The following is a 22,558-nucleotide window of genomic DNA, read 5'->3' as shown; positions in this document are numbered from 1 at the left end:
ACGCGTCCATGTGAATCGCGCTCAGGCGCGGGTCGCCCACACGTAACGGTGTTCCGGGCGGCCCGCGTCGCCGTACTTCAGGGTCAACCGGGCCCGGCCCGTGCGCTCCAGAAGCTTCAGATACCGCTGGGCGGTCTGCCGGCTCACCCCCGTCCGCTCCGCGATCTCCTGGGCGGACAGGGGGCGTTCGGCGTTCAGCAGCGCCTGGCGCACCAGCTCGGCCGTCGTGGGGGAGTGCCCCTTCGGCAACCCGGGCTCCGACGGGGCGGACAGGGCGCCGAAGATGCGGTCCACCTGTGCCTGCTCGGCCTCCCCGCCGCCGTCCAGGGTGCGCCGCAGCTCGGCGTACGCCTCCAGTTTCGCCCGCAGACCGGCGAAGGCGAACGGCTTCACCAGGTACTGCAACGCGCCCTGCCGCATGGCCGCCTGCACGGTCGACACGTCCCGCGCGGCCGTCACCATGATCACGTCGGTCTGGTGACCGCGCCGGCGCATCTCCTGGACCACCGCGAGACCCGTGTCGTCGGGCAGGTAGTGGTCCATCAGGACGAGGTCCAGCAGGGGCAGCACCTCGACCTGGCGCAACGCCTCGGCCGCGTTGTGCGCCTCGCCGGCGACATGGAAGCCGGGCACCTTCTCCACGTAGGCGGCGTTGACCCGGGCGACGCGGGTGTCGTCGTCCACCACCAGGACCTCGATCATCGCGCCTCCTCCTCGGCGACGGCAGCGGTCTCCACAGACCCCCCGGGCACCGCCGGTTCCAGTTCCGGCTCGGTCAGCGCCTCGGGCAGGACCACGGTGAACTCCGCGCCACCGCCGGCCGCCGCGCCCACGGCCGCGCTCCCGCCCTGCCGTTCGGCGAGCCGGCGCACCAGGGAGAGCCCGATGCCCCGCTTGCCGTGCGCGGGCGGCTTCTTGGTGGACCATCCGTCCGTGAAGATCAGCTCCCGCTGGTCCTCGGGGATCCCGGGGCCCGTGTCACGTACCCGCAGGACCACCGTACGGCCCTCCGCGCGCAACTCGACCTCCACGCGCGCGTGCGGTGTGCCCGCGACCGCGTCGAGGGCGTTGTCCACGAGGTTGCCGACGACCGTGACCAGCCCCCGGGGATCGATCAGCCGGTCCGGGAGCCGGGTGCGCTCCGACACCCACAGGGCGACCCCGCGCTCGGCCGCCACGGTCGCCTTGCCCACCAGCAGCGCGGCCAGCAGCGGGTCCTGGATCTTCTCCGTGACCTGCTCGGCGGTGGCCCGGTGGTCCCCGACCACCTCGCCGACGAACTCCACGGCGTCGTCGTACATCTCCAGCTCCAGCAGCCCCAGCAGGGTGTGCATGCGGTTGGCGTGTTCGTGGTCCTGGGCGCGCAGGGCGTCGATCAGCCCGCGTGTGGAGTCGAGTTCGCGTCCCAGCTGTTCCAGTTCGGTGCGGTCGCGCAGGGTCACCACCGCGCCGCCGTCGTCGGTGGGCATGCGGTTGGCGACCAGGACGCGATGGCCGCGCACGGTGAGCAGGTCGGTGCCGGTCACCCGGCCGGCCAGCACATCCGTCGTACGGCCCGCGCCGAGCGCCTCGTCCGGGGTGCGCCCGACGGCCTCGTCGCCGATGCCCAGCAGCCGCCGTGCCTCGTCGTTGAGCAGGCGGATACGGCCGCCCCGGTCGAGGGCGACCACGCCCTCCCGGATGCCGTGCAGCATCGCCTCGCGCTCCGCCAGCAGCGCCGAGATGTCGGAGAAGGCCAGGTCCCGGGTCTGCCGCTGGACCCGGCGCGAGATCAGCCAGGCGGCCAGCGCGCCCACCGCGAGCGCACCGCCGGCGTACGCGAACAGGCCCGGGATCGCGCTGATCAGCCGCGCCCGCACGCTGTCGTAGGCGATGCCGACCGAGACCGCGCCGACGATGCGGTGATCGGCGTCGTACAGCGGAACCTTGCCGCGCGCCGAGCGGCCCAGAGTGCCCCTGTCGATCTCCATGACCTCCTGGCCGGCCAGGGCGTCGGTGGGGTCGGTGGAGACGCGCCGGCCGATCTCCGAGGCCGTGGGGTGCGACCAGCGCACCCAGTTCCGGTCGAGCACCACGATGTACTCGGCGTGCGTGGCCCGCCGGATCCGCTCGGCCTCCTTCTGCACCGGGCCGTTCCTGGTCGGCGGGGTGGTCAGGACGCCCTCGGCGATCTGCGGGTCCTGGGCCGCGGTCTCGGCGATGGCCAGCGCGCGGCGCATCGCCTCCTGGTCCAGCTGCTTGCTCAGCGGGGCGAGGAAGAGCCCGGTCGCGAGCACCGCGACTCCCGCGGCGATCGCCACCTGCATCAGCAGCACCTGGGAGAACATCCGCCGAGGCAGACCGAGGCGCAGCCGGCGGGCGGGGGGAGTGGGGCTCATACCCATGACGGTACGTGGGGCCGCCGGACGCGCCCCAGCGGGTGTGGTGTGGATCTCTTGATCCATGCGTTGATCAGCTGATCAAGGGTTGAAGGGTTGACGGCGGCCACACCCAGGACGGCGGCTACACCCAGGACGGCGCGCATGTCCAGGACGGCGCGCATGTCCAGGCGGCACCCGCCCCCAGGGCGGCGCCACCCACGCCCCAGGGCGGCACCCGCGCTCGGCTAGCTCGCCAGCGCCGTCGGCCTCAGCTCGCGCACCTCGACCACGTCCATCCGCGCCGGCGCACCGAGCACCGCCGCGCCACAGCTCTCCGGGCGGGGCGGCAGCGACGTGCCCTGCGCCACGGTGACCCGCCACCGGCGGCCGTCGGCGTGCCGGACGGTGACCTCCCAGCCCGAAGCCGTGCCGTCGGTCCGTACGACGCTGAGCACACCCGCCCGGTACTCGCCCGCGGCCGACCGGACGGCCAGCTCCGCCGCCTGGCCGGGGCGTTCCCATGCGGAGCACCCCCGGCACCCCTCCACGACCACACGTCCCTCCCGGACGCCGTGCAGGGCCTGCTTGACGGTGTGCGCCTCGGCGCGGCCGTAGGCGTAGCCGTACGGCAGGACCAGCACCGTGGGCGCGAACCGATGTCCACCCAGATGGGTGACCTCCCAGACGCCGCGCACCCCCGAGGCGACCAGCTCCGTGGCGAGCGGGCGGCCCAGGAGGGCACAGCAGCGGTCGCGCTTGCCGTTGGTGCACACGAGCGCCAGCGGATCACCCCGGTGCGGCCGTCCGCCGAGCACCGCGCCGAAGGAACGGTGGTCGCCCGCTCCGAGGCCGGCGAAGTCGAGGTCGAGCAGCCGCCGCGGATCGCGCGTGGTGGCGCCGTGCAGCCACACGCGCCCGGGAACGGTGTGCGCGGCGTACACCTGCCGGATCGGGGGCGTACCGGGGTCGGCGTGGCGCCCGGGGCGCCGGATGAGGGCGATCCGCACGCCGGTTCCGTCGGCGGCGGCCTCCAGCGCCCGGCCCAGCGCGGGGTCCAGGTGGCTGGACGTGAGCGCCTTGGCGCCCCAGGGGCCGGGCTGTTCCAGCAGCAGCCACGTCGTCGCCGTCGCCGCCGTACCGGACACCGGCTCGTCGAGGTTCCGGGAGACGGTCGCACACCTACTCACAGAGGTGAGCCTAACCTGACTTTGCCCGGGGCGACTTCCGGCCCGCCCGTGTCCTACTCCGGGAGGGGCCGCGGCGGGCGCGGACCGACGTAGTGGCCGCTGGGCCGCATGCGCAGCGGACGCTCGCCGTACTCCTCCAGGGCGTGGGCGATCCAGCCCGCGGTCCGCGCCACGGCGAAGATCGTCTCACCGGCTGTGGCCGGCATGCCGCTGGACGCGGTGAACACCGCCAGGGCCAGGTCCACATTGGCGTGCAGCGAGGTGTGCCGGGCGGTCGTCGCGACGATGTCACGGGCCGCGAGCAGGGCGGACTCCGCGCGCGGGAGTTGCTCCAGGAGGCCGAACAGCACCCGCGCGCGGGGATCCTCGCCGGCGTACAGCCGGTGGCCGAGACCGGGGACACGGCGGCCCGCGCGCAGTTCGTCGGCGATCACCGGGACCGCCGTGCCCTGGTCGAGCACGTCCAGGAGCATCCGGTGGGCCAGGCCGCTGGCGGCGCCGTGCAGCGGGCCCTCCAGCACACCGAGCCCGGCCGAGACGGCCGCGTACGCGTGCGCCCGGGCCGAGGCGGCGACCCGGACCGCCAGCGTGGACGCGGCCAGGTCGTGGTCGGCGAGCAGCGCGAGCGCGGTGTCCAGGACGCGCAGGGACGCCTCGTCGGCCGGGTGGCCGGTCAGCCGTCCCCACAGCCGCTGCGCCAGCGGCCCGCCGTCCTTGTGGCCGGGACGGACCGGCGGGAGCGCGGCGACGAGGGTCGGGATGAGGACGCGCGCCGTGTTCAGCACGGCGTCCTCGGACAGGTCGAAGCGCAGCGGGTCCTCGGCCGCCGCGGCGATCGCGGCGACCCGCAGCCGGTCCACCGGGGAGGCGTGTTCGGACAGGGCGTCCACCGCGCGGCGGGCGACCTCGACGGTGGGCCCGGGCGCGGAGAAGGTCACCCCGGGGCTCAGCCGGCCGGTCCACAGCCACTCCGCGACCTCCTCGTAGGAGTGGCGGGTGGCCAGGTCGACGGCGTCCACGCCCCGGTAGAAGTACCTGTCCTGTTCGATGAGCGTGATCCGGGTGCGGACGGACAGGTCCCCGCCGGAGCCCGGACTCCCGGCCGCCTCGCGCCGGTTGCGGCGGGCGAGCGCCTCCACCTCCTTGGCCTCGAACGTGCTGGACCGGCCGCCGGGTTCGCGTCTGCTGCTGAGCAGGCCGCGGCTCACGTACGCGTAGACCGTCTCGGGCTTCACGCCGAGCAGTTCGGCGGTCTCCTTGGTGCTCAGCCGGCGCCCGGGACGGTGGGGGGCGGTGTCGTGATCGCGCATGGGGTCACCGTAGTCGCCTCTGCACATCTTGATGAGCATGTATTGATCGAATCAACGTTGACAAGAAATCAGTCAAGCATGGACAGTCAGATCAAGTACTGGATGGGATCCAAGGAGGAGTCCATGGCCGTCAACATGCCTGCCGCCCCGCTCATCGACGTCCCGCGCGGTCTCGCCGGCGTCGTCGTCGCCGAGACCGAGGTCGGTGACGTCCGGGGCCGGGAGGGCTTCTACCACTACCGCCAGTACCCGGCCGTCGACGTCGCGCGCACCCGGAGCTTCGAGGACGTCTGGCATCTCCTGGTCCACGGCACCCTGCCGGACGCCCGGGGCGGTGCCGCCTTCGCCGCCGAGACCGCCGCGCTGCGGCGCCTGCCCGAGGACGTCCGCGCGGCCCTGCCCGCCATCGCCGCGGCCGGGCGGGGCTCCGGGCCGCTGGCCGGACTGCGCACGGCCCTGTCCCTGCTCGGCGCGGCACAGGGCTTCCGGCCGGTGTACGACACCGACGCCGACCGGCGCCGCGCCGACACCGTGGCCGCCTGCGCGGCCGTACCCACCCTGCTCACCGCGCTGTACCGGCTGGGCCGCGGTCTCGACCCGGTCGAGCCGCGCGAGGACCTCTCGTACGCGGCCAACTACCTGTACATGGTGACGGGTTCGGAACCGGACCCGCGCCGGACGCGTGCGATCGAGCAATACCTCATCTCAACCATTGATCACGGATTCAATGCGTCAACCTTCACCGCACGTGTCATCGCCTCCACGGGCGCCGACGTGGCGGCCTGCCTGACCGGTGCCGTCGGCGCACTGTCCGGGCCGCTGCACGGAGGCGCGCCCAGCCGGGCCCTGGACACCCTGGACGCGATCGGCACGCCCGACCGGATCGACGCCTGGATCCGCGAGCGGGTGCTCGCCGGTGACCGGATCATGGGCTTCGGGCACGCCGTCTACCGCACGGAGGACCCGCGGTCCCGGATGCTGCGCGAGATCGCCCTCGGCTTCGGCGGCCCGCGGGCGCACTTCGCGGTCGAGGTCGAGCGCCGCGTGGAGGCGATCCTCGCCGAGCTGAAGCCCGGCCGCGAACTCCACACGAACGTCGAGTTCTATGCCGGTGTGGTCATGGAACTGTGCGGCCTGCCCCGGGAGATGTTCACCCCCACCTTCGCGGCGGCACGGGTCGTGGGCTGGAGCGCCAACATCCTGGAACAGGCCGCCGACTCGAAGATCATCCGCCCGGTGGCGCGGTACGTGGGCCCGGAGCCGGGGGCTGAGGTGCCCGCCGCCGAGTGAGCGCGGCGGACCGCCATGGCACCCATGCCACCCGCCGCGCCCCCGTGCCGCCCACGGTGTGCCCGCGCCGCCCGCTGTGGCGCCGTGACGTCCGCCGCGTCCCCGCGCCGACCACCGTTCCCCGCGCCGCCCGCAGTGTCTCTTCACGGCCCGTCCTGTCCTTGCACCGCCCGCCGCGTTTCTGCACCGCCCGCCATGGCGTCCATGCCGCCCGCCGCGTCCCCGCGCCGCGCGCAGCCTCCCCGTGCCGCCCGCTGTAACCCGCCCCCACCGACGGCCGCGCCCCTTCGTGTCCCGTCCCGCTCGTATCCTTGACGCGCAGTCCATGTCCGTCCGCGCATCGGGCCGCGATCCGGTGCGCTCTGGTACGTCAGAGAGGTCGCCCGTTGGGGAACAGCCTGGCACGCGGCGGCAGTCCGCAGCAGATCCCGGTCGTCGTGCTCGCCGGTTTCCTGGGCTCCGGAAAGACCACGCTCCTCAATCACCTGCTGCACCGCAGCGGAGGCAGCCGGATCGGGGCCGTCGTCAACGACTTCGGGGCCATCGAGATCGACGCGATGGCCGTCGCCGGCGCCCTGGGCGACTCGACCGTCTCGCTCGGCAACGGCTGCCTGTGCTGTGCCGTCGACGCGAGCGAACTCGACCTCTACCTGGACCGGCTCGCCGCGCCCGACGCCGGGATCGACGTGATCGTCATCGAGGCCAGCGGGCTGGCCGAGCCCCGGGAACTCGTGCGCATGGTGCTCGCCAGCGAGCACCCGGGCATCGTCTACGGCGGCCTCGTGGAGGTCGTCGACGCCGCCGAGTTCGACGACACGCGGGCGAAGCACCCCGAGATCGACCGGCACCTGGCGCTCGCCGACCTGGTCGTCGTCAACAAGCTCGACCGAGCGGACGACGCCGAGCGGACGCTGGCGGCCGTCCGGGCGCTCGCCGACCGCGCCGCCGTCGTCCCCGCCACCTACGGCCGGATCGACCCCGAGTTCCTCTTCGACTGCCGGCCGAGCGAGGAGCGCCTCGGGCAGCTCTCCTTCGACGACCTCACCGACCGCGACGCCGACGCCCCGGACCCCGACGCCCCCGACGGGCACGACCACGCCGGACATCTGCACACCGGCTACGACAGCCTGTCCTTCACCTCCGGGATGCCCCTGGAGCCCCGTCGGCTCATGCGGTTCCTGGACAGCCGGCCCGAGGGGCTGTACCGGATCAAGGGATACGTCGACTTCGGGCCGTACGACCCGCTCAACCGCTACGCCGTGCACGCCGTCGGCCGGTTCCTGCGCTTCTACCCGGAGCCCTGGGCGCCCCGCGAGGACCGCCTCACCCAACTCGTGCTGATCGGCGCCGGCATCGACGCCGACACTCTCGGCAAGGAACTGGAGGCGTGCGGGGGCGACGACGCCCCACACGCCGACGAACACGGCATGTGGGGCGTCCTGCGCTACGTACAGGGCCCGGACGAAGCGGACGCCGACGTGGAGGATCCGCCCGCCTAGAGCCACCGGGCGAGCCCCAGGGAGCCCGCCCGGAGCCCGTCTACAGCACCGGCCCCGCCACCACCGCCACCGTCTTCCCCAGCGACATGCCCGAGCCGTCCCGGCGCGGGTCCGGCTCCGGCAGGTCCGCCGGGGTGCCGTTCTTCTGCGCCGCGAGCGCGGGCGTCGGGCCGGCCCAGGCCAGCGACAGGCAGTCCTCGCCCTTCAGGAACCGCTGGCAGCGCACGCCGCCCGTCGCCCGGCCCTTGCGCGGGTACTGGTCGAACGGGGTGAGCTTGGCCGTCGTCTGCACCGAGTCGTCCAGCGTGCCGCGCGAGCCCGCGACCGTGAACACCACCGCGTCGACGGCCGGGTCGACCGCCGTGAAGGAGATCACCTTCGCGCCCTCGGTGAGCTTGATGCCCGCCATGCCGCCCGCCGGGCGGCCCTGCGGGCGCACGATGGAGGCCTGGAAGCGCAGCAGCTGCGCGTCGTCCGTGATGAACACCAGGTCCTCCTCGCCGGTGCGCAGCTCCACCGCGCCGACGATCCGGTCGCCCTCCTTGAGCGTGATGACCTCCAACTCGTCCTTGTTGGAGGGGTAGTCGGGCACCACGCGCTTGACGACGCCCTGTTCGGTGCCGAGCGCGAGACCCGGGGACGATTCGTCCAGCGTGGTCAGGCAGACCACCGTCTCGTCGTCCTCCAGGGAGACGAACTCCGCCAGCGGGGCCCCTCCGGAGAGGTTCGGCGCGGTCGCCGGCTCGGGCAGCTGCGGCAGGTCGACCACGTTGATCCGCAGCAGCCGGCCTTCCGAGGTCACCGCGCCGATCACCCCGCGCGCGGTCGCCGGCACCGCCGAGACGATCACGTCGTGCTTGACGCGCTTGGCGCCCGCCGCCTCCGGGAACGGCTCGTCGGTCGCCGTACGGGCCAGCAGCCCCGTCGAGGACAGCAGCACCCGGCACGGGTCGTCGGCCACCTGGAGCGGGACGGTGGCCGCCGGGGCGCCCGCGGACTCCAGCAGGACCGTGCGCCGGTCGGTGCCGAACTTCTTCGCCACGGCGGCCAGTTCGGCCGAGACCAGCTTGCGCAGCTCCGCGTCCGACTCCAGGATCCGGGTCAGCTCCTCGATCTCCGCGGTGAGCTTGTCCTTCTCCGCCTCCAGCTCGATCCGGTCGTACTTGGTGAGCCGGCGCAGCGGCGTGTCGAGGATGTACTGCGTCTGCACCTCGCTCAGCGAGAAGCGCTCGATCAGGCGCTCCTTGGCCTGCGCGGAGTTCTCGCTGGACCGGATGATCCGGATGACCTCGTCGATGTCGACCAGCGCGGTCAACAGGCCCTCGACCAGGTGCAGCCGGTCGCGCTTCTTGCCGCGGCGGAACTCGCTGCGGCGCCGGACCACGTCGAAGCGGTGGTCCAGGTAGACCTCCAGCAGCTCCTTCAGGCCCAGGGTGAGCGGCTGGCCGTCGACCAGGGCGACGTTGTTGATGCCGAAGGACTCCTCCATCGGGGTCAGCTTGTACAGCTGCTCCAGGATCGCCTCCGGCACGAAGCCGTTCTTGATCTCGATGACCAGGCGCAGGCCGTGCTCGCGGTCGGTGAGGTCCTTGACGTCGGCGATGCCCTGGACCTTCTTCGCGTTGACCAGGTCCTTGATCTTCGCGATGACCTTCTCGGGGCCGACCGTGAACGGCAGCTCGGTGACCACCAGGCCCTTGCGGCGGGCGGTGACCGTCTCGACCGAGACCGTCGCGCGCATCTTGAAGGTGCCGCGGCCGGTCGCGTACGCGTCCCGGATGCCGTCCAGGCCGACGATCCGGCCGCCGGTGGGCAGGTCCGGGCCGGGGACGTGCTTCATCAGCGCGTCCAGGTCCGCGTTCGGGTTGCGGATCAGGTGGCGGGCGGCGGCGATGACCTCGCGCAGGTTGTGCGGCGCCATGTTCGTCGCCATGCCGACCGCGATGCCCGAGGAGCCGTTGACCAGCAGGTTCGGGAAGGCGGCGGGCAGCGCCACCGGCTCCTGCTCCTGGCCGTCGTAGTTCGGCGCGAAGTCGACCGTGTCCTCGTCGATCGACTCGGTCATCAGGGTCGTCGCCTCGGCCATCCGGCACTCGGTGTACCGCATGGCGGCCGGCGGGTCGTCGTTGCCCAGCGAGCCGAAGTTGCCGTGGCCGTCGACCAGCGGCACGCGCATGGAGAAGGGCTGCGCCATGCGCACCAGGGCGTCGTAGATCGACGCGTCGCCGTGCGGGTGCAGCTTGCCCATGACCTCGCCGACGACACGGGCGCACTTCACATAGCCGCGCTCGGGGCGCAGGCCCATCTCGTTCATCTGGTACACGATGCGGCGGTGCACCGGCTTCAGGCCGTCACGGGCGTCCGGCAGGGCGCGCGAGTAGATGACCGAGTACGCGTACTCCAGGTAGGAGCCACGCATCTCGTCCACGACGTCGATGTCGAGGATCCTCTCCTCGAACGAATCGTCGGGCGGCGGGGTCTTCGTGCTGCGGCGGGCCATCGCTGCCGGCTCCTTGCTGAAAGGATGGACGGAACTGACGCCGACCATTGTGGACCGAGGCAGTGACAACCCGTGCCGCGACCCGGTTCCCAAGGCCCCGCCGGGAGCCGGGACCGGGTCCCGGGCGGGTCGCGGGATCCGCTGTGGGCGTACGCCCCGCGGGAACTTCGCCGAGGCCCCGCACGCTTTGCATACAGTGGCAGGAACGGCAGGAAAACCGCGGTTTCCATCAACCGCCTCCGCTCGCGAAGGGACGTACATGCCCATGGGTCACACGACCACAGCCGAGGCAGGCTCCGGGGGCCTGACAGCGACCGAGCACCGCCTGGCCAACGGTCTGCGCGTGGTGCTCTCCGAGGACCACCTGACCCCGGTGGCGGCGGTCTGCCTCTGGTACGACGTCGGCTCACGCCACGAAGTCAAGGGGCGTACCGGCCTGGCTCACCTTTTCGAGCACCTGATGTTCCAGGGCTCCGCGCAGGTCAAGGGGAACGGCCACTTCGAGCTGGTGCAGGGCGCCGGCGGTTCGCTGAACGGCACCACCAGCTTCGAGCGGACCAACTACTTCGAGACCATGCCCGCCCACCAGCTGGAGCTGGCGCTCTGGCTGGAGGCCGACCGCATGGGCTCGCTGCTGGCCGCCCTGGACGACGAGTCCATGGAGAACCAGCGGGACGTCGTCAAGAACGAGCGCCGCCAGCGCTACGACAACGTGCCGTACGGCACCGCCTTCGAGAAGCTGACCGCGCTCTCCTACCCCGAGGGCCACCCCTACCACCACACGCCGATCGGCTCGATGGCGGACCTGGACGCGGCCACCCTGGAGGACGCCCGCCAGTTCTTCCGCACCTACTACGCGCCGAACAACGCGGTGCTCTCCGTGGTCGGCGACATCGACCCCCAGCAGACGCTCGCCTGGATCGAGAAGTACTTCGGCTCCATCCAGTCCCACGACGGCAAGCCCGCCCCCCGCGACGGCTCCCTGCCGGAGGTCATCGGCGAGCAGCTGCGCGAGGTCGTCGTGGAGGAGGTCCCGGCGCGCGCCCTGATGGCCGCCTACCGGCTCCCGCACGACGGCACGCGCGCGTGCGACGCGGCCGACCTCGCCCTGACCGTCCTGGGCGGCGGAGAGTCCTCCCGCCTGTACAACCGGCTGGTGCGCCGGGACCGGACGGCCGTCGCGGCCGGCTTCGGCCTGCTGCGGCTGGCCGGTGCTCCCTCCATGGGCTGGCTGGACGTGAAGACCTCCGGTGACGTCGAGGTGCCGGTCATCGAGGCCGCCATCGACGAGGAGCTGGCCCGGTTCGCCGCGGAGGGCCCCACGGCCGAGGAGATGGAGCGCGCCCAGGCCCAGCTGGAGCGCGAGTGGCTGGACCGGCTCGGCACGGTCGCCGGCCGCGCCGACGAACTGTGCCGGTACGCGGTCCTGTTCGGCGACCCGCAGCTCGCCCTGACCGCCGTCAAGCGCGTCCTGGAGGTGACCCCGCAGGAGGTCCAGGAGGTCGCCAAGGCCCGCCTGCGGCCCGACAACCGCGCGGTCCTCGTCTACGAGCCGAAGTCCCCGGAGGCCGTCCCGGACGCCGGGGTCCCCGAGGACCCGGAGCAGGAAGCGACCGTCGAGGCGGGCCGCGACGAGACCGAGAACGAGGAGACGGCCAAGTGACCGAGCTCGCCACCATGGACTTCCACCCCCAGCCGCGGCCCGGCGAGGCCAAGCCGTGGGCGTTCCCGGCGCCCGAACGCGGCACGCTGGACAACGGCCTGACCGTGCTGCGCTGCCACCGCCCGGGCCAGCAGGTCGTCGCCGTCGAGGTGCTGCTGGACGCGCCGCTGGACGCCGAGCCGGCCGGCCTGGACGGCGTCGCCACGATCATGGCGCGGGCCTTCTCCGAGGGCACCGACAAGCACTCCGCCGAGGAGTTCGCCGCCGAGCTGGAGCGCGCGGGCGCCACCCTCGACGCGCATGCCGACCACCCCGGCGTGCGGCTCAGCCTTGAGGTCCCGGCCTCCCGTCTGGCCAAGGGCCTCGGCCTGCTCGCCGACGCCCTGCGCGCGCCCGCCTTCGCCGCGAGCGAGGTCGAGCGGCTGGTCCGCAACCGCCTGGACGAGATCCCGCACGAACTGGCCAACCCCTCCCGCCGGGCCGCCAAGGAACTCTCCAAGGAGCTGTTCCCGGCGACCTCGCGCATGTCGCGTCCGCGCCAGGGCACCGAGGAGACGGTCGAGAAGATCGACGAGGCGGCCGTACGCGCCTTCTACGACCGTCATGTGCGGCCCGGCACGGCCACCGTGGTCGTCGTCGGCGACCTGACCGGCGCCGACCTGGACGCGTTGCTGGGCGACACCCTGGGCGCGTGGACCGGCACCCCGGGCGAGCCCCGGCCGGTGCCGCCGGTGACCGCCGACGACACCGGGCGCGTGGTCATCGTGGACCGGCCCGGCGCGGTCCAGACCCAGCTGCTCATCGGCCGGATCGGTCCCGACCGGCACGACCGGGTGTGGCCCGCCCAGGTGCTCGGCACGTACTGCCTCGGCGGCACCCTCACCTCCCGCCTGGACCGCGTGCTGCGCGAGGAGAAGGGCTACACCTACGGCGTGCGGTCCTTCGGGCAGGTCCTGCGGTCCGCGCCGGACGGCACGGGCGCGGCGATGCTCGCCATCAGCGGCTCCGTGGACACCCCGAACACCGGCCCGGCGCTGGACGACCTGTGGAAGGTGCTGCGCACGGTCGCGGCGGACGGTCTGACCGACGCCGAGCGGGACGTCGCCGTGCAGAACCTGGTCGGTGTGGCGCCGCTGAAGTACGAGACCGCGGCGGCCGTGGCGAGCACGCTGGCGGACCAGGTCGAGCAGCACCTGCCCGACGACTTCCAGGCGACCCTGTACCAGCAGTTGGCGGCCACGGGCACGGTGGAGGCCACCGCGGCCGTCGTGAACGCCTTCCCGGTGGACCGCCTGGTGACCGTCCTCGTCGGGGACGCGTCGCAGATCAAGGCGCCGGTGGAGGCGCTGGGCATCGGTGAAGTGACCGTGGTGGCGGCCGAGTAGACGCGACCGCGGTGGCGGCCGGACGACGGCACGCGCGCGTGGGGCCCTGGCGACCTACGGGTCGTCAGGGCCCCACGCTGTTCCACTCCGTCCGCCAGATGCCCGTTTTGGGGCGGAGGTTGCCTGTCTGCCCTGTGGGATGCGCTACAAAATCCGGGATGTGTTTGAGGATTGACAGCGTGCTTGCGTAGTTTCGTCCGGGCTGTTCGTCAGGCAGTGCGCCGCACCCGCGGCACCGGACAGTCATCGCCGAGTCCCCGTACGGCGCGAGCCAGGGGAGCCGGGGACCCATCGTCCCTGGGGTGAATCGGGCGTCCGCGCGGTTGCGAGGGGGCCCGTAGGAGACCTTCCTGCTCCGAACCCGTCAGCTAACCCGGTAGGCGAGAGGGAAGGAAAGGACCAGCCACTTCATGGCGTTCATGTGCGCCACCGGGAAGCACCGCAAGCCCGGCCGCGTCAAGCGGACCACCGTTCAGGCGGCCGGCGTCGCGGCCCTCACCACCACCGGTGTGATCGGCACCCTCGCCGCCTCCCCGGCGCTCGCCGCCGGGAACTCCACGGAGCAGACCGGCCTCACCCCGGTCGTCGCCGTGTCCGAGGACGTCGCCGACGAGATCGACGCGCAGGCCGCCGCGCAGCAGCAGGCCGCCGAGCAGAAGGCGGCCGAGGAGGCCGCGGCGAGGGTGGCGGCGAAGCGGGCCCAGGAGGTCCGCGCCGCCAAGGCCCGGGCCGCCCGTGAGGCCGAGCGCAAGCGGCTGAACACCTTCGTCGCCCCGATCGCGCACTCGTACGTCTCCACCGCCTACCAGGCCAGCAGCTCCCTGTGGTCCTCCGGTTCGCACACCGGCATCGACTTCCACGCGGCCAGCGGCACGGCCGTCCACGCGGTGGGCTCCGGCACGGTCGTCTCCGCGGGCTGGGGCGGCGCGTACGGCAACCAGGTCGTGATCCGCATGGCCGACGGCATGTACACCCAGTACGGGCACCTGTCGTCCATCGGGGTCACGGTGGGCCAGAAGGTCGTCCCGGGCCAGCAGATCGGCCTGTCCGGCGCGACCGGCAACGTCACCGGCGCGCACCTCCACTTCGAGGCGCGCACGACCCCCGAGTACGGCTCGGACGTCGACCCCGTTGCCTACCTCCGCAAGCACGGCGTTCCCGTCTGACACCGACCGCACGGCTGTCCGAGGCCCCGGCTCACCGAGCCGGGGCTTTCGCCGTTTTTCACGCTGTCCGCCGGATCCGCTGTCCAAAAAATAGCCATGGATTAGGGCCCGCCGTCGGAAATTCCGGCTCATTGGAATAGAGTCTCGGAACACGCGTCCATCGTCGACGTTTCACGGGGATTAAGACGGAGGTCGGTCATGCGTATTCCGGCGCACTCGGTGTGCACGGCCATCCGGGACGACATCGTCACGGGTGTCTACGAGCGCGGCAGCCGTCTCACCGAGGAAGTCCTGGCCCGCCGCTACGGCGTCTCGCGCGTCCCCGTGCGCGAGGCCCTGCGCACCCTGGAGGCCGAGGGCTTCGTGGTGACGCGCCGGCACGCGGGCGCGTGCGTGGCCGAGCCGACCGAGCAGGAGGCCGCCGACCTGCTGGAGATGCGGACGCTGCTGGAGCCGCTGGGCGCCGCGCGGGCCGCCCAGCGGCGCACCGAGGCGCACCTGAAGGTGCTGCGCGGTCTGGTCCGGCTGGGCCAGGAGCGGGCCCGCAGGGGCAGCAACGAGGACCTGCGCTCGTTGGGCGGCTGGTTCCACGAGACGCTCGCCCAGGCCTCCGGCAGCACCTCGCTGACCTCGATGCTCACCCAGTTGCGGCACAAGATCGCCTGGATGTACACGGTGGAGGCGCCGATCGGCCCGGTGGAGTCCTGGACGGAGCACGGTGCCATCGTGGACGCGGTGGCGCGTGGCGACGCGGAACGCGCGCGGGCGCTCACGGCGCTGCACGCCGAGCGTGCGACGGGCGCGCACCGATTGCGGTTCTCCCCCGCCGGGGAACGCGTGAGGACTTCGCAACATGCCGTAAACATGTCGGGCCCGCGGCATTAACAAGCGCACCGTATACAAAGAAGAGACATTTCTCGTCGGGGTATTTTCTGCTGCCCGAATTCATCGGGCCGCAATTCCCCGGAGTTCACCGGGCGCCGACGGGCGGTGAATCGACGGCACATCGGGTCGAGTGCGCCCGCATCCGCATACGGTCGAGTGCGTCCGCGTACGGCGGAGCCGCGCCGCCCCGAAAGGCGAACGCGGCTCCGGCGCTCTGCGCGGTGGTCGCTCAGACGGTCTCGGGCAGCTCTTCCAGGCCCTCGGAGACCAGCTTGGCCAGACGGTCCAGGGCGGCGTCGGCGCCCTCGGCGTCGGAGGCGAGGACGATCTCCTCGCCACCCTGGGCACCGAGGCCCAGGACGGCCAGCATGGAGGCCGCGTTGACGGGGTTGCCCCCGGCCTTGGCGATCGTCACCGGGACGCCTGCGGCCGTGGCGGCTCGGACGAAGATGGAAGCGGGGCGGGCGTGGAGGCCCTCGGCCCAGCCGACGTTGACGCGGCGCTCAGCCATGTGTTGCTGCCCTTCGGTGTTCAGGTTGTCTAGACCAGTTTCCCATATCGTGAAGCCCGTCCGGAGCGGACCTTCGTCCCTTCCGGTGTGGCACCGGACCGCGGCCTCGGTCCGGCTTCTCGTCCTCCACAGACTGCCTCGCGACGTTGTTGGACGCGAGCCGTACTCTGGGGCCCATGCAGACCTCGGCGGGCCGGCAGGACCGGCACCAGTACCCCGCCCACTGGGAGGCGGACGTGGTGCTGCGCGACGGTGGCACCGCGCGCATCAGGCCCATCACCGTTGATGACGCCGACCGCCTGGTCAGTTTCTACGAGCAGGTCTCGGACGAGTCGAAGTACTACCGCTTCTTCGCGCCGTACCCACGGCTCTCCGCCAAGGACGTCCACCGCTTCACGCACCACGACTTTGTGGACCGGGTGGGACTCGCGGCCACCATCGGCGGCGAGTTCATCGCCACCGTACGCTATGACCGCATCGGCACCGACGGCATGCCCGCGTCCGCGCCCGCCGACGAGGCCGAGGTCGCCTTCCTGGTGCAGGACGCCCACCAGGGCCGCGGGGTCGCCTCCGCCCTGCTGGAGCACATCGCGGCCGTCGCGCGCGAGCGGGGCATCCGCCGCTTCGCCGCCGAGGTGCTGCCCGCCAACACCAAGATGATCAAGGTGTTCACGGACGCGGGCTACACCCAGAAGCGCAGCTTCGAGGACGGCGTCGTCCGCCTGGAGTTCGACCTCGAACCCACCGACCGCTCCCTCGCCGTGCAGCGCGCGCGGGAGCAGCGCGCCGAGGCCCGTTCGGTACGCCGGCTCCTCGCGCCCGGCTCCGTCGCGGTCGTCGGCGTCGGCCGCGCCCCCGGCGGGGTGGGCCGCGGCGTCCTCGGCAACCTCCGCGACGCCGGCTACCCCGGCGGCCTGTACGCCGTGAACAAGGCCTTCCCCGACGACCTCAAGGAGGTCGACGGGGTGCCCGCGCACCGCTCGGTGCGGGACATCGACGGGCATGTCGACCTGGCCGTCGTCGCGGTACCGGCCGCGCAGGTGCCCGCCGTGGTCGCCGAGTGCGGGGAACACGGCGTCCAGGGGCTGGTCGTGCTCTCCGCCGGATACGCCGAGAGCGGGCCCGAGGGGCGCGAGCGGCAGCGGGCCCTCGTCCGGGCCGCGCGCGCGTACGGCATGCGGATCATCGGCCCGAACGCCTTCGGGATCATCAACACCGCCCCGGACGTCCGGCTGAACGCCTCGCTCGCCCCGCAGATGCCCCGCCCCGGCCGCATCGGGCTGTTCGCCCAGTCCGGCGCCATCGGCATCGCCCTGCTCTCCCGGCTGCACCGGCGCGGCGGCGGGGTCACCGGCGTCACCGGCGTCTCCACCTTCGTGTCCGCCGGCAACCGCGCCGACGTCTCCGGCAACGACGTCCTCCAGTACTGGTACGACGACCCCGAGACCGACGTCGTCCTCATGTACCTGGAGTCCATCGGCAACCCCCGCAAGTTCACCCGCCTCGCCCGGCGGACGGCGGCGGCGAAGCCCCTCGTGGTGGTGCAGGGGACCGGCACGGCACCGCAGGGGCACGCGGTACGGGCCACCCGGCTGCCGTACGAGACCGTCTCCGCGCTCCTGCGGCAGGCCGGTGTGATCCGGGTCGACACGATCACCGAGCTGGTCGACGCGGGCCTGCTGCTCGCGCGGCAGCCGCTGCCCGCCGGACCGCGCGTGGCCATCCTCGGCAACTCCGAGTCGCTGGGCGTGCTGACGTACGACCGGTGCCTCGCCGAGGGGCTGCGGCCCGCGCGGCCGGTCGACCTGACGACCGGGGCGACGGCGGAGGACTTCCACCGTGCGCTCGCCGCCGCCCTGGCCGACGGCACGAACGACGCCGTCGTCGTCACGGCGATCCCCGCGATCGGGGAGAGCTCGCCGGGGGACCCGGAGCTGGCGGAGGCGCTGCGGTCGGCCGCGGCGGCGGTGCCGGGTAAGCCGGTGCTCGTGGTGCACGTGGAGCTCGGGGGACTGGCGGAAGCGTTGTCGGCGGCGGCGAGCACCGCGCCGGGAGCCGTCGACAGGACGCCCGGCACCGAGGGGGCGGCGGCCCCCGCTCCGCTGACCACCCCGCCCGAGGGCACCCACCTGATCCCCGCCTACCCCGCCGCCGAACGCGCCGTCCGCGCCCTCGCGGAAGCCGTGAAGTACGCGCAGTGGCGGCGGGAGGCGGCCGATCCCGGGAAGGTGCCGGAGTACGACGACATCGACGAGAAGGGGGCGGCCCGGCTGATCGGCGAGCTGCTCGCGCGCGGGCAAGGGCTCACCATCTCAGACGCGGAGACCTGTCGGCTGCTCGCCAAGTACGGCATACCCGTGCGCCGCGCCCTGCCCGCCCTCACCCCGGGCGCCGCCGTCGAGGCCGCCCGCGCGCTCGGCTACCCGGTCGCCCTCAAGGCCACCGCCCCGCACCTCAGGCACCGCGCCGACCTGGGCGGCGTCCGCCTCGACCTCGCGGACGAGGAGCAACTGCTGCGGGCGTACGCCGAATTGACCGAGCTGTTCGGGCAGCCGGAGGAACTGCGGCCGGTGGTGCAGGGGATGGCGCCGCGCGGCGTCGACACGGTCGTACGCGCGGTGATCGACCCGGCGGCCGGGGCCGTGCTGTCCTTCGGTCTGGCCGGGGCCGCCTCGCAGCTGCTCGGGGACATGGCCCACCGGCTGATCCCCGTCACCGACCGGGAGGCGACCTCGCTGGTGCGGTCGATCAGGACGGCACCGCTGCTGTTCGGCTGGCGCGGCTCCACCCCGGTGGACACCCCGGCCCTGGAGGAGCTGCTGCTGCGGGTGTCGCGGCTGGTCGACGACCACCCGGAGGTGGTCGCGGTCACCCTGGAGCCGGTCGTCGTCGCCCCCCACGGAGCCAGCGTGCTCGGCGCCACCGTACGGCTCGCGCCGCCGCCCGCCCGTGACGACCTCGGCCCGCGCACCCTGCCGGCCTACTGAGCGGGACCGGGGGCCCATGGAGATCGCCGGACGGAAGCCGCCCGAGGGCAGCTGGTGGGACTGGGAGATCAACGCCTGCGACGCGGGACGGCTGCGCCTGGCCGCCGGGTACGACCTCACCCGTCACCACGGCCTGGAAGTGATCTTCACCGACCCGCTCTTCGTCTCCTGCCCGCCGGGCTTCCAGGACCCCGTCTTCCGTCCGCCCACGCCCGAGGAGACGGCGCGTCTCGCGCGCGGCCCGGGGGACGGCGCGCCCCTCGTCGTCGCGTTCGAGGCGGACGCCGGGGGACGGGCGGCCGTCTCCTGCCTGATCGCCGCCGAAGGGCTGGAGATCCGGCCGGGGTTCGTGCCGAAGCCCCCGCGCGCGGGGGCACAGACCGCCGCCGGTCCGCGCGACTGGCCCGGACCCCCCTTGCCCACGGATTAGGATGGACGCCATGGCCAAGACCAGTACGACGACCCAGGGGCTGCGCGCGGCGATCGAGCGCAGCGGCTACTACCCGGCCCTCGTGGCCGAGGCGGTGGAGGCGGCCGTGGGCGGCGAGCCCATCCGGTCGTACCTGGTCCACCAGGAGACCACGTTCGACCAGAACGAGGTGCGCCGGCACGTCACCGTGCTGGTCCTGACCGGCAACCGCTTCATCGTCAGCCACACCGACGAGCAGGCCGCCGACAGCACGTCCCCGACGCCGTACGCCACCACCTCCACCGAGTCCGTGAAGCTCGACCGGATCTCCTCGGTCGTGGTCAGCCGGGTGGTCGCGAACCCCGAGCAGTACACGCCGGGCACGCTGCCCCGCGAGGTCGTGCTGACCATCGGCTGGGGCGCGGTCAGCCGCATCGACCTGGAGCCCGCCGCCTGCGGCGACCCCAACTGCGACGCCGACCACGGCTACACGGGCAGCTCCACGGCGGACGACCTCAGCCTGCGCGTCAGCGAGGCCGGGGACGGCCCGGAGACGGTGCGCCAGGCGCTCGCCTTCGCGCAGGCCATCTCGGAGGCGACCGCGGACGTCACGCGCTGATGTCCCAGCTCTCCGCCTGGGACCACCCGGAACCCCTCGCCCTGGACACCGCGCCGCTGCCCGAGTACGGCAGCGGCTCCCTCTCCGACCTGCTGCCCACCCTGGCCGCCGGCATGGGCGTGCCCGGCCTGACCGCCACGATCGGGGAACTGACCCCCGCCGACCGGGTCTGCGTCTTCCTGATCGACGGCCTCGGCTGGGAGCAGCTGAGGGCCCACCCGGACGAGGCGCCGTTCCTGACCTCCCTGCTCGGCAGCTCACGCGGCGGCACCGGCCGCCCGCTCACCGCCGGCTATCCGGCGACCACCGCGACCTCCCTCGCCTCCGTCGGCACCGGCCTGCCGCCCGGCGCCCACGGCCTGCCCGGCTACAGCGTGCGCAACCCGGACACCGGCGCGCTGATGAACCAGCTCCGCTGGCAGCCGTACACCGAACCGCGCCCCTGGCAGCCGTACCCCACCGTCTTCCAGCTCGCCCACCAGGCCGGGGTGCACGCCGCCCAGGTGTCCTCGCCCGCCTTCGAGCACACCCCGCTCACCAAGGTGGCGCTCAGCGGTGGCAGCTTCCACGGACGGCTCACCGGCGAGGAGCGCATGGACCTGGCGGCCGGGCAACTGGCCGCCGCGGACCGCGCGCTGGTGTACACGTACTACGCCGAACTGGACGGCTCCGGACACCGCTACGGCATCGCCTCCGACACCTGGCGCGGCCAGCTGATGTACGTCGACCGGCTCGTCCAGCGCCTCGCGGAGCAACTGCCGCCGCGCAGCGCCCTCTACGTCACCGCCGACCACGGCATGGTCGACATCCCGTTCGACGAGCGGCACCGCATCGACTTCGACGAGGACTGGGAACTGCGCGCCGGGGTCGCCCTGCTGGGCGGCGAGGGCCGGGCCCGGCACGTGTACGCGGTGCAGGGCGCCGAGAACGACGTGCTGACGGTGTGGCGCGAGGTGCTCGGGGAGCAGTTCTGGGTGGCCTCGCGGGACGAGGCGATCGCGGCCGGCTGGTTCGGGCGGCCCGGTGAATGCGACGAGCGCGTGTACCCGCGGATCGGGGACGTGGTCGCCGCCGCGCACGACGACGTCCTGATCATCGCCTCCGAGCGGGAGCCCAAGGAGTCGGCGCTGGTCGGCAACCACGGCTCGATGACCCCTGCCGAGCAGCTCGTCCCGCTGCTCGAAGTACGCTCCTGAACCGCCCCACGTCTTCAGCGACTCGCCGAAAGGTGCTCAACTCCTCATGCCCGAGCTGGTGTTCTTCTCCGGAACGATGGACTGCGGGAAGTCGACGCTGGCTCTCCAGATCGAGCACAACCGCTCCGCGCGCGGCCTGACCGGCATGATCTTCACGCGGGACGACCGCGCCGGCGAGGGCAAGCTGTCCTCCCGGCTGGGCCTGGTCACCGACGCGGTGGAGGTCGAGGACGGCCAGGACGTGTACGCCTTCCTCGTGGACCACCTCTCACGCGGCGGCCGGGCCGACTACGTGATCGCGGACGAGGCGCAGTTCCTCGCGCCCGAGCAGATCGACCAGCTCGCGCGCGTGGTGGACGATCTCGGCCTGGACGTGTTCGCCTTCGGCATCACCACCGACTTCCGCTCCAAGCTGTTCCCCGGCTCCCAGCGGCTGGTGGAGCTGGCCGACCGGATCGAGGTGCTCCAGGTGGAGGCGCTGTGCTGGTGCGGCGCCCGCGCCACGCACAACGCCCGCACGATCGACGGCGAGATGGTGGTCGAGGGCGCCCAGGTAGTCGTCGGCGACGTCAACCAGTCCGCGGGCCAGGTCGGCTACGAGGTGCTGTGCCGGCGTCACCACCGGCGCAGGATGACAGCGGCGACGGCCCGCGCGGCGGCCCTGTCCCCGGACACGCTGCCCGTCCCCACGGCCTGACCCCGTGCAGGAGGCGCCTGCCCCCCTGCACGGCGGCTGCCGCGCCGGTCGCAGGGCCCTCGACGACGCCGACGGGGGACTGGGGCCGACTCCTCGACCCGTTTCCGAGACATGAAGGTCGTAGGAGACGGACACCCGGCGGAAGGCGGGTGTGGCGAGCGAGGCAGGCGGGCGCGGGGCTTTAGCCCCGCTCCCGTCCCCGCCGGTACTCGGCCAGCGCTCCACTCGCCCAGAGCGGGACCAGCCGGGGTACCTCGGCCACCGGCACCCTGCCGCGCAGGGAGCGCAGGCCGAGCTTGGCCAGGGAGTCGGCGGCCTCGTTGAGCGGGTTGCCGACGTGGGCCTTCTCGTGGACGAAGGTCAGATCGGGTGTGTACTCCGCGTACATCCGCAGCTTGACGAGGCTGGGCCGGCGGCCCTGCGAGCGCGGCCGCGTCTCGTAGCCGTCCGGCATCCGGTCGCCGCCGTTCTGCCATGCGTGCAGGAAGGCCAGGGCGGCGAGGTTGTCGACGCGCACCTCGACGGGCCGGCCGGGGTGCGCCGCGAAGATCCGACGCAACCCCCAGTACACGGCTCGGAGCTCGGTGGCGCCACACGGACGTGGGGCGTGGTGAGGTACCGCGGGTAGACGTGGGCGCGCAGTCCGGTCTCACCGGTGGTCGCGAGGTAGCCGATGCCCACCTTGCCGGCGGTGACGGAGGCGTCCGTGGCGAGCACGATCGGCGTCCCGCCGACGGCCTCGACCACGTCGTCGAAGCGCAAATGCCGACGGCCCCGCAGAGTGGGGCGGGGTGCGTGGGCGAGCGGAGAACGACGGCCCATCGACGGACCTCTTGTTCACGTCGGACGGGAAGCGGAAGAAGGACGGGGGAAGGGACGGGGCGGGCGGCCCGG

The 22,558-nt window shown here is 73.0% G+C and carries 18 protein-coding genes and 1 riboswitch; of the genes, 11 read left to right on the top strand and 7 right to left on the bottom strand.

The genetic code is table 11. The features are described from left to right. Positions 1-21: 21 nt before the first annotated feature. The 4 genes from IE273_RS06020 to IE273_RS06005 form a co-directional block, all read right to left on the bottom strand. Entirely contained in the window at positions 22-702 is a 681-nt protein-coding gene (locus tag IE273_RS06020; RefSeq protein ID WP_189814081.1) for a response regulator, read from the bottom strand. After that, positions 699-2,378, bottom strand: coding sequence for an ATP-binding protein (locus IE273_RS06015; protein WP_189814080.1), 1,680 nt, complete (start codon positions 2,376-2,378; stop codon positions 699-701). The genes IE273_RS06020 and IE273_RS06015 overlap by 4 nt, the downstream gene beginning before the upstream one ends. A 227-nt stretch (positions 2,379-2,605) precedes the next feature. After that, a complete protein-coding gene (locus tag IE273_RS06010) occupies positions 2,606-3,547 on the bottom strand; it encodes a ferredoxin family protein (protein ID WP_189814079.1) in 942 nt (313 codons plus the stop codon). Between the two features lie 53 nt (positions 3,548-3,600). After that, a complete protein-coding gene (locus IE273_RS06005) occupies positions 3,601-4,857 on the bottom strand; it encodes a citrate synthase (RefSeq protein ID WP_189814078.1) in 1,257 nt (418 codons plus the stop codon). Positions 4,858-4,980: 123 nt separating this feature from the next. On the opposite strand from IE273_RS06005, the gene IE273_RS06000 reads away from it, so the two are divergent. Together IE273_RS06000 and IE273_RS05995 are read left to right on the top strand one after the other, a co-directional pair. Further along, entirely contained in the window at positions 4,981-6,147 is a 1,167-nt protein-coding gene (locus tag IE273_RS06000; RefSeq protein ID WP_189814189.1) for a citrate synthase/methylcitrate synthase, read from the top strand. A 386-nt stretch (positions 6,148-6,533) separates the two neighbouring features. Then, on the top strand, positions 6,534-7,646 hold the full coding sequence (locus tag IE273_RS05995; RefSeq protein ID WP_189814077.1) for a CobW family GTP-binding protein: 1,113 nt from the start codon (positions 6,534-6,536) through the stop codon (positions 7,644-7,646). A gap of 40 nt (positions 7,647-7,686) precedes the next feature. Here IE273_RS05995 and IE273_RS05990 read toward each other — a convergent pair whose 3' ends face one another. Next, positions 7,687-10,146 carry a DNA gyrase/topoisomerase IV subunit A gene (locus IE273_RS05990; RefSeq protein ID WP_189814076.1) on the bottom strand — a complete coding sequence of 820 codons (2,460 nt, stop codon included), beginning with the start codon at positions 10,144-10,146 and terminating at the stop codon, positions 7,687-7,689. Between the two features lie 259 nt (positions 10,147-10,405). Between IE273_RS05990 and IE273_RS05985 the strand changes: the two genes are divergently transcribed. The 4 genes from IE273_RS05985 (at position 10,406) to IE273_RS05970 (ending at position 15,245) form a co-directional block, all read left to right on the top strand. After that, positions 10,406-11,809, top strand: coding sequence for a M16 family metallopeptidase (locus IE273_RS05985; RefSeq protein ID WP_189814075.1), 1,404 nt, complete (start codon positions 10,406-10,408; stop codon positions 11,807-11,809). Then, entirely contained in the window at positions 11,806-13,194 is a 1,389-nt protein-coding gene (locus IE273_RS05980; protein WP_189814074.1) for a M16 family metallopeptidase, read from the top strand. The genes IE273_RS05985 and IE273_RS05980 overlap by 4 nt, the downstream gene beginning before the upstream one ends. Positions 13,195-13,431: 237 nt before the next feature. Continuing rightward, positions 13,432-13,592: riboswitch (cyclic di-AMP (ydaO/yuaA leader) on the top strand. A gap of 12 nt (positions 13,593-13,604) precedes the next feature. Beyond that, on the top strand, positions 13,605-14,360 hold the full coding sequence (locus IE273_RS05975; RefSeq protein WP_189814073.1) for a M23 family metallopeptidase: 756 nt from the start codon (positions 13,605-13,607) through the stop codon (positions 14,358-14,360). 198 nt (positions 14,361-14,558) lie between these two features. Then, positions 14,559-15,245, top strand: coding sequence for a GntR family transcriptional regulator (locus tag IE273_RS05970; protein ID WP_189814072.1), 687 nt, complete (start codon positions 14,559-14,561; stop codon positions 15,243-15,245). 229 nt (positions 15,246-15,474) lie between these two features. On the opposite strand, the gene IE273_RS05965 is transcribed toward IE273_RS05970, so the two are convergent. Then, positions 15,475-15,756, bottom strand: coding sequence for an HPr family phosphocarrier protein (locus tag IE273_RS05965; RefSeq protein WP_014675499.1), 282 nt, complete (start codon positions 15,754-15,756; stop codon positions 15,475-15,477). 176 nt (positions 15,757-15,932) lie between these two features. Between IE273_RS05965 and IE273_RS05960 the strand changes: the two genes are divergently transcribed. Genes IE273_RS05960 through IE273_RS05940 form a run of 5 tightly spaced genes read left to right on the top strand, consistent with a single transcriptional unit; the run spans position 15,933 to position 21,664 of the window. Further along, a complete protein-coding gene (locus IE273_RS05960; RefSeq protein ID WP_189814071.1) occupies positions 15,933-18,743 on the top strand; it encodes a bifunctional acetate--CoA ligase family protein/GNAT family N-acetyltransferase in 2,811 nt (936 codons plus the stop codon). A 16-nt stretch (positions 18,744-18,759) separates the two neighbouring features. Next, complete coding sequence (locus IE273_RS05955; RefSeq protein ID WP_189814070.1) at positions 18,760-19,173, top strand: hypothetical protein; 414 nt, start codon at positions 18,760-18,762, stop codon at positions 19,171-19,173. Between the two features lies 1 nt (position 19,174). Further along, positions 19,175-19,771: a DUF5998 family protein gene (locus IE273_RS05950; RefSeq protein ID WP_014675503.1), complete on the top strand. Its 597-nt coding sequence runs from the start codon at positions 19,175-19,177 to the stop codon at positions 19,769-19,771. Continuing rightward, a complete protein-coding gene (locus tag IE273_RS05945; protein WP_189814069.1) occupies positions 19,771-20,967 on the top strand; it encodes an alkaline phosphatase family protein in 1,197 nt (398 codons plus the stop codon). The genes IE273_RS05950 and IE273_RS05945 overlap by 1 nt, the downstream gene beginning before the upstream one ends. Before the next feature lie 46 nt (positions 20,968-21,013). Beyond that, on the top strand, positions 21,014-21,664 hold the full coding sequence (locus IE273_RS05940; RefSeq protein ID WP_189814068.1) for a thymidine kinase: 651 nt from the start codon (positions 21,014-21,016) through the stop codon (positions 21,662-21,664). A 181-nt stretch (positions 21,665-21,845) separates the two neighbouring features. Here the strand turns inward: IE273_RS05940 and IE273_RS05935 are convergent, their stop codons facing one another. Next, positions 21,846-22,235: a ribonuclease H family protein gene (locus IE273_RS05935; RefSeq protein ID WP_189814067.1), complete on the bottom strand. Its 390-nt coding sequence runs from the start codon at positions 22,233-22,235 to the stop codon at positions 21,846-21,848. Positions 22,236-22,558 lie beyond the last annotated feature (323 nt).

Origin of the sequence: Streptomyces olivaceoviridis, assembly GCF_014650115.1 — a bacterium.
Taxonomy (GTDB): domain Bacteria; phylum Actinomycetota; class Actinomycetes; order Streptomycetales; family Streptomycetaceae; genus Streptomyces; species Streptomyces olivaceoviridis.
The sequence above is the reverse complement of the archived record's forward strand: the minus strand, read 5'-3'. Positions and strand labels throughout refer to the sequence as shown.

What these genes read in the sequence shown, in the direction of transcription:
- IE273_RS05970 (WP_189814072.1), top strand. Translation starts at nt 14,559, where the DNA reads ATGCGTATTCCGGCGCACTCGGTGTGCACGGCCATCCGGGACGACATC.
- IE273_RS05940 (WP_189814068.1), top strand. Translation starts at nt 21,014, where the DNA reads ATGCCCGAGCTGGTGTTCTTCTCCGGAACGATGGACTGCGGGAAGTCG.
- IE273_RS05950 (WP_014675503.1), top strand. Translation starts at nt 19,175, where the DNA reads ATGGACGCCATGGCCAAGACCAGTACGACGACCCAGGGGCTGCGCGCG.
- IE273_RS06000 (WP_189814189.1), top strand. Translation starts at nt 4,981, where the DNA reads ATGGCCGTCAACATGCCTGCCGCCCCGCTCATCGACGTCCCGCGCGGT.
- IE273_RS06020 (WP_189814081.1), bottom strand. Translation starts at nt 702, where the DNA reads ATGATCGAGGTCCTGGTGGTGGACGACGACACCCGCGTCGCCCGGGTC.
- IE273_RS05990 (WP_189814076.1), bottom strand. Translation starts at nt 10,146, where the DNA reads ATGGCCCGCCGCAGCACGAAGACCCCGCCGCCCGACGATTCGTTCGAG.
- IE273_RS05985 (WP_189814075.1), top strand. Translation starts at nt 10,406, where the DNA reads ATGCCCATGGGTCACACGACCACAGCCGAGGCAGGCTCCGGGGGCCTG.
- IE273_RS05945 (WP_189814069.1), top strand. Translation starts at nt 19,771, where the DNA reads ATGTCCCAGCTCTCCGCCTGGGACCACCCGGAACCCCTCGCCCTGGAC.
- IE273_RS05975 (WP_189814073.1), top strand. Translation starts at nt 13,605, where the DNA reads ATGGCGTTCATGTGCGCCACCGGGAAGCACCGCAAGCCCGGCCGCGTC.
- IE273_RS05960 (WP_189814071.1), top strand. Translation starts at nt 15,933, where the DNA reads ATGCAGACCTCGGCGGGCCGGCAGGACCGGCACCAGTACCCCGCCCAC.
- IE273_RS06005 (WP_189814078.1), bottom strand. Translation starts at nt 4,857, where the DNA reads ATGCGCGATCACGACACCGCCCCCCACCGTCCCGGGCGCCGGCTGAGC.
- IE273_RS05955 (WP_189814070.1), top strand. Translation starts at nt 18,760, where the DNA reads ATGGAGATCGCCGGACGGAAGCCGCCCGAGGGCAGCTGGTGGGACTGG.
- IE273_RS06015 (WP_189814080.1), bottom strand. Translation starts at nt 2,378, where the DNA reads ATGAGCCCCACTCCCCCCGCCCGCCGGCTGCGCCTCGGTCTGCCTCGG.
- IE273_RS05965 (WP_014675499.1), bottom strand. Translation starts at nt 15,756, where the DNA reads ATGGCTGAGCGCCGCGTCAACGTCGGCTGGGCCGAGGGCCTCCACGCC.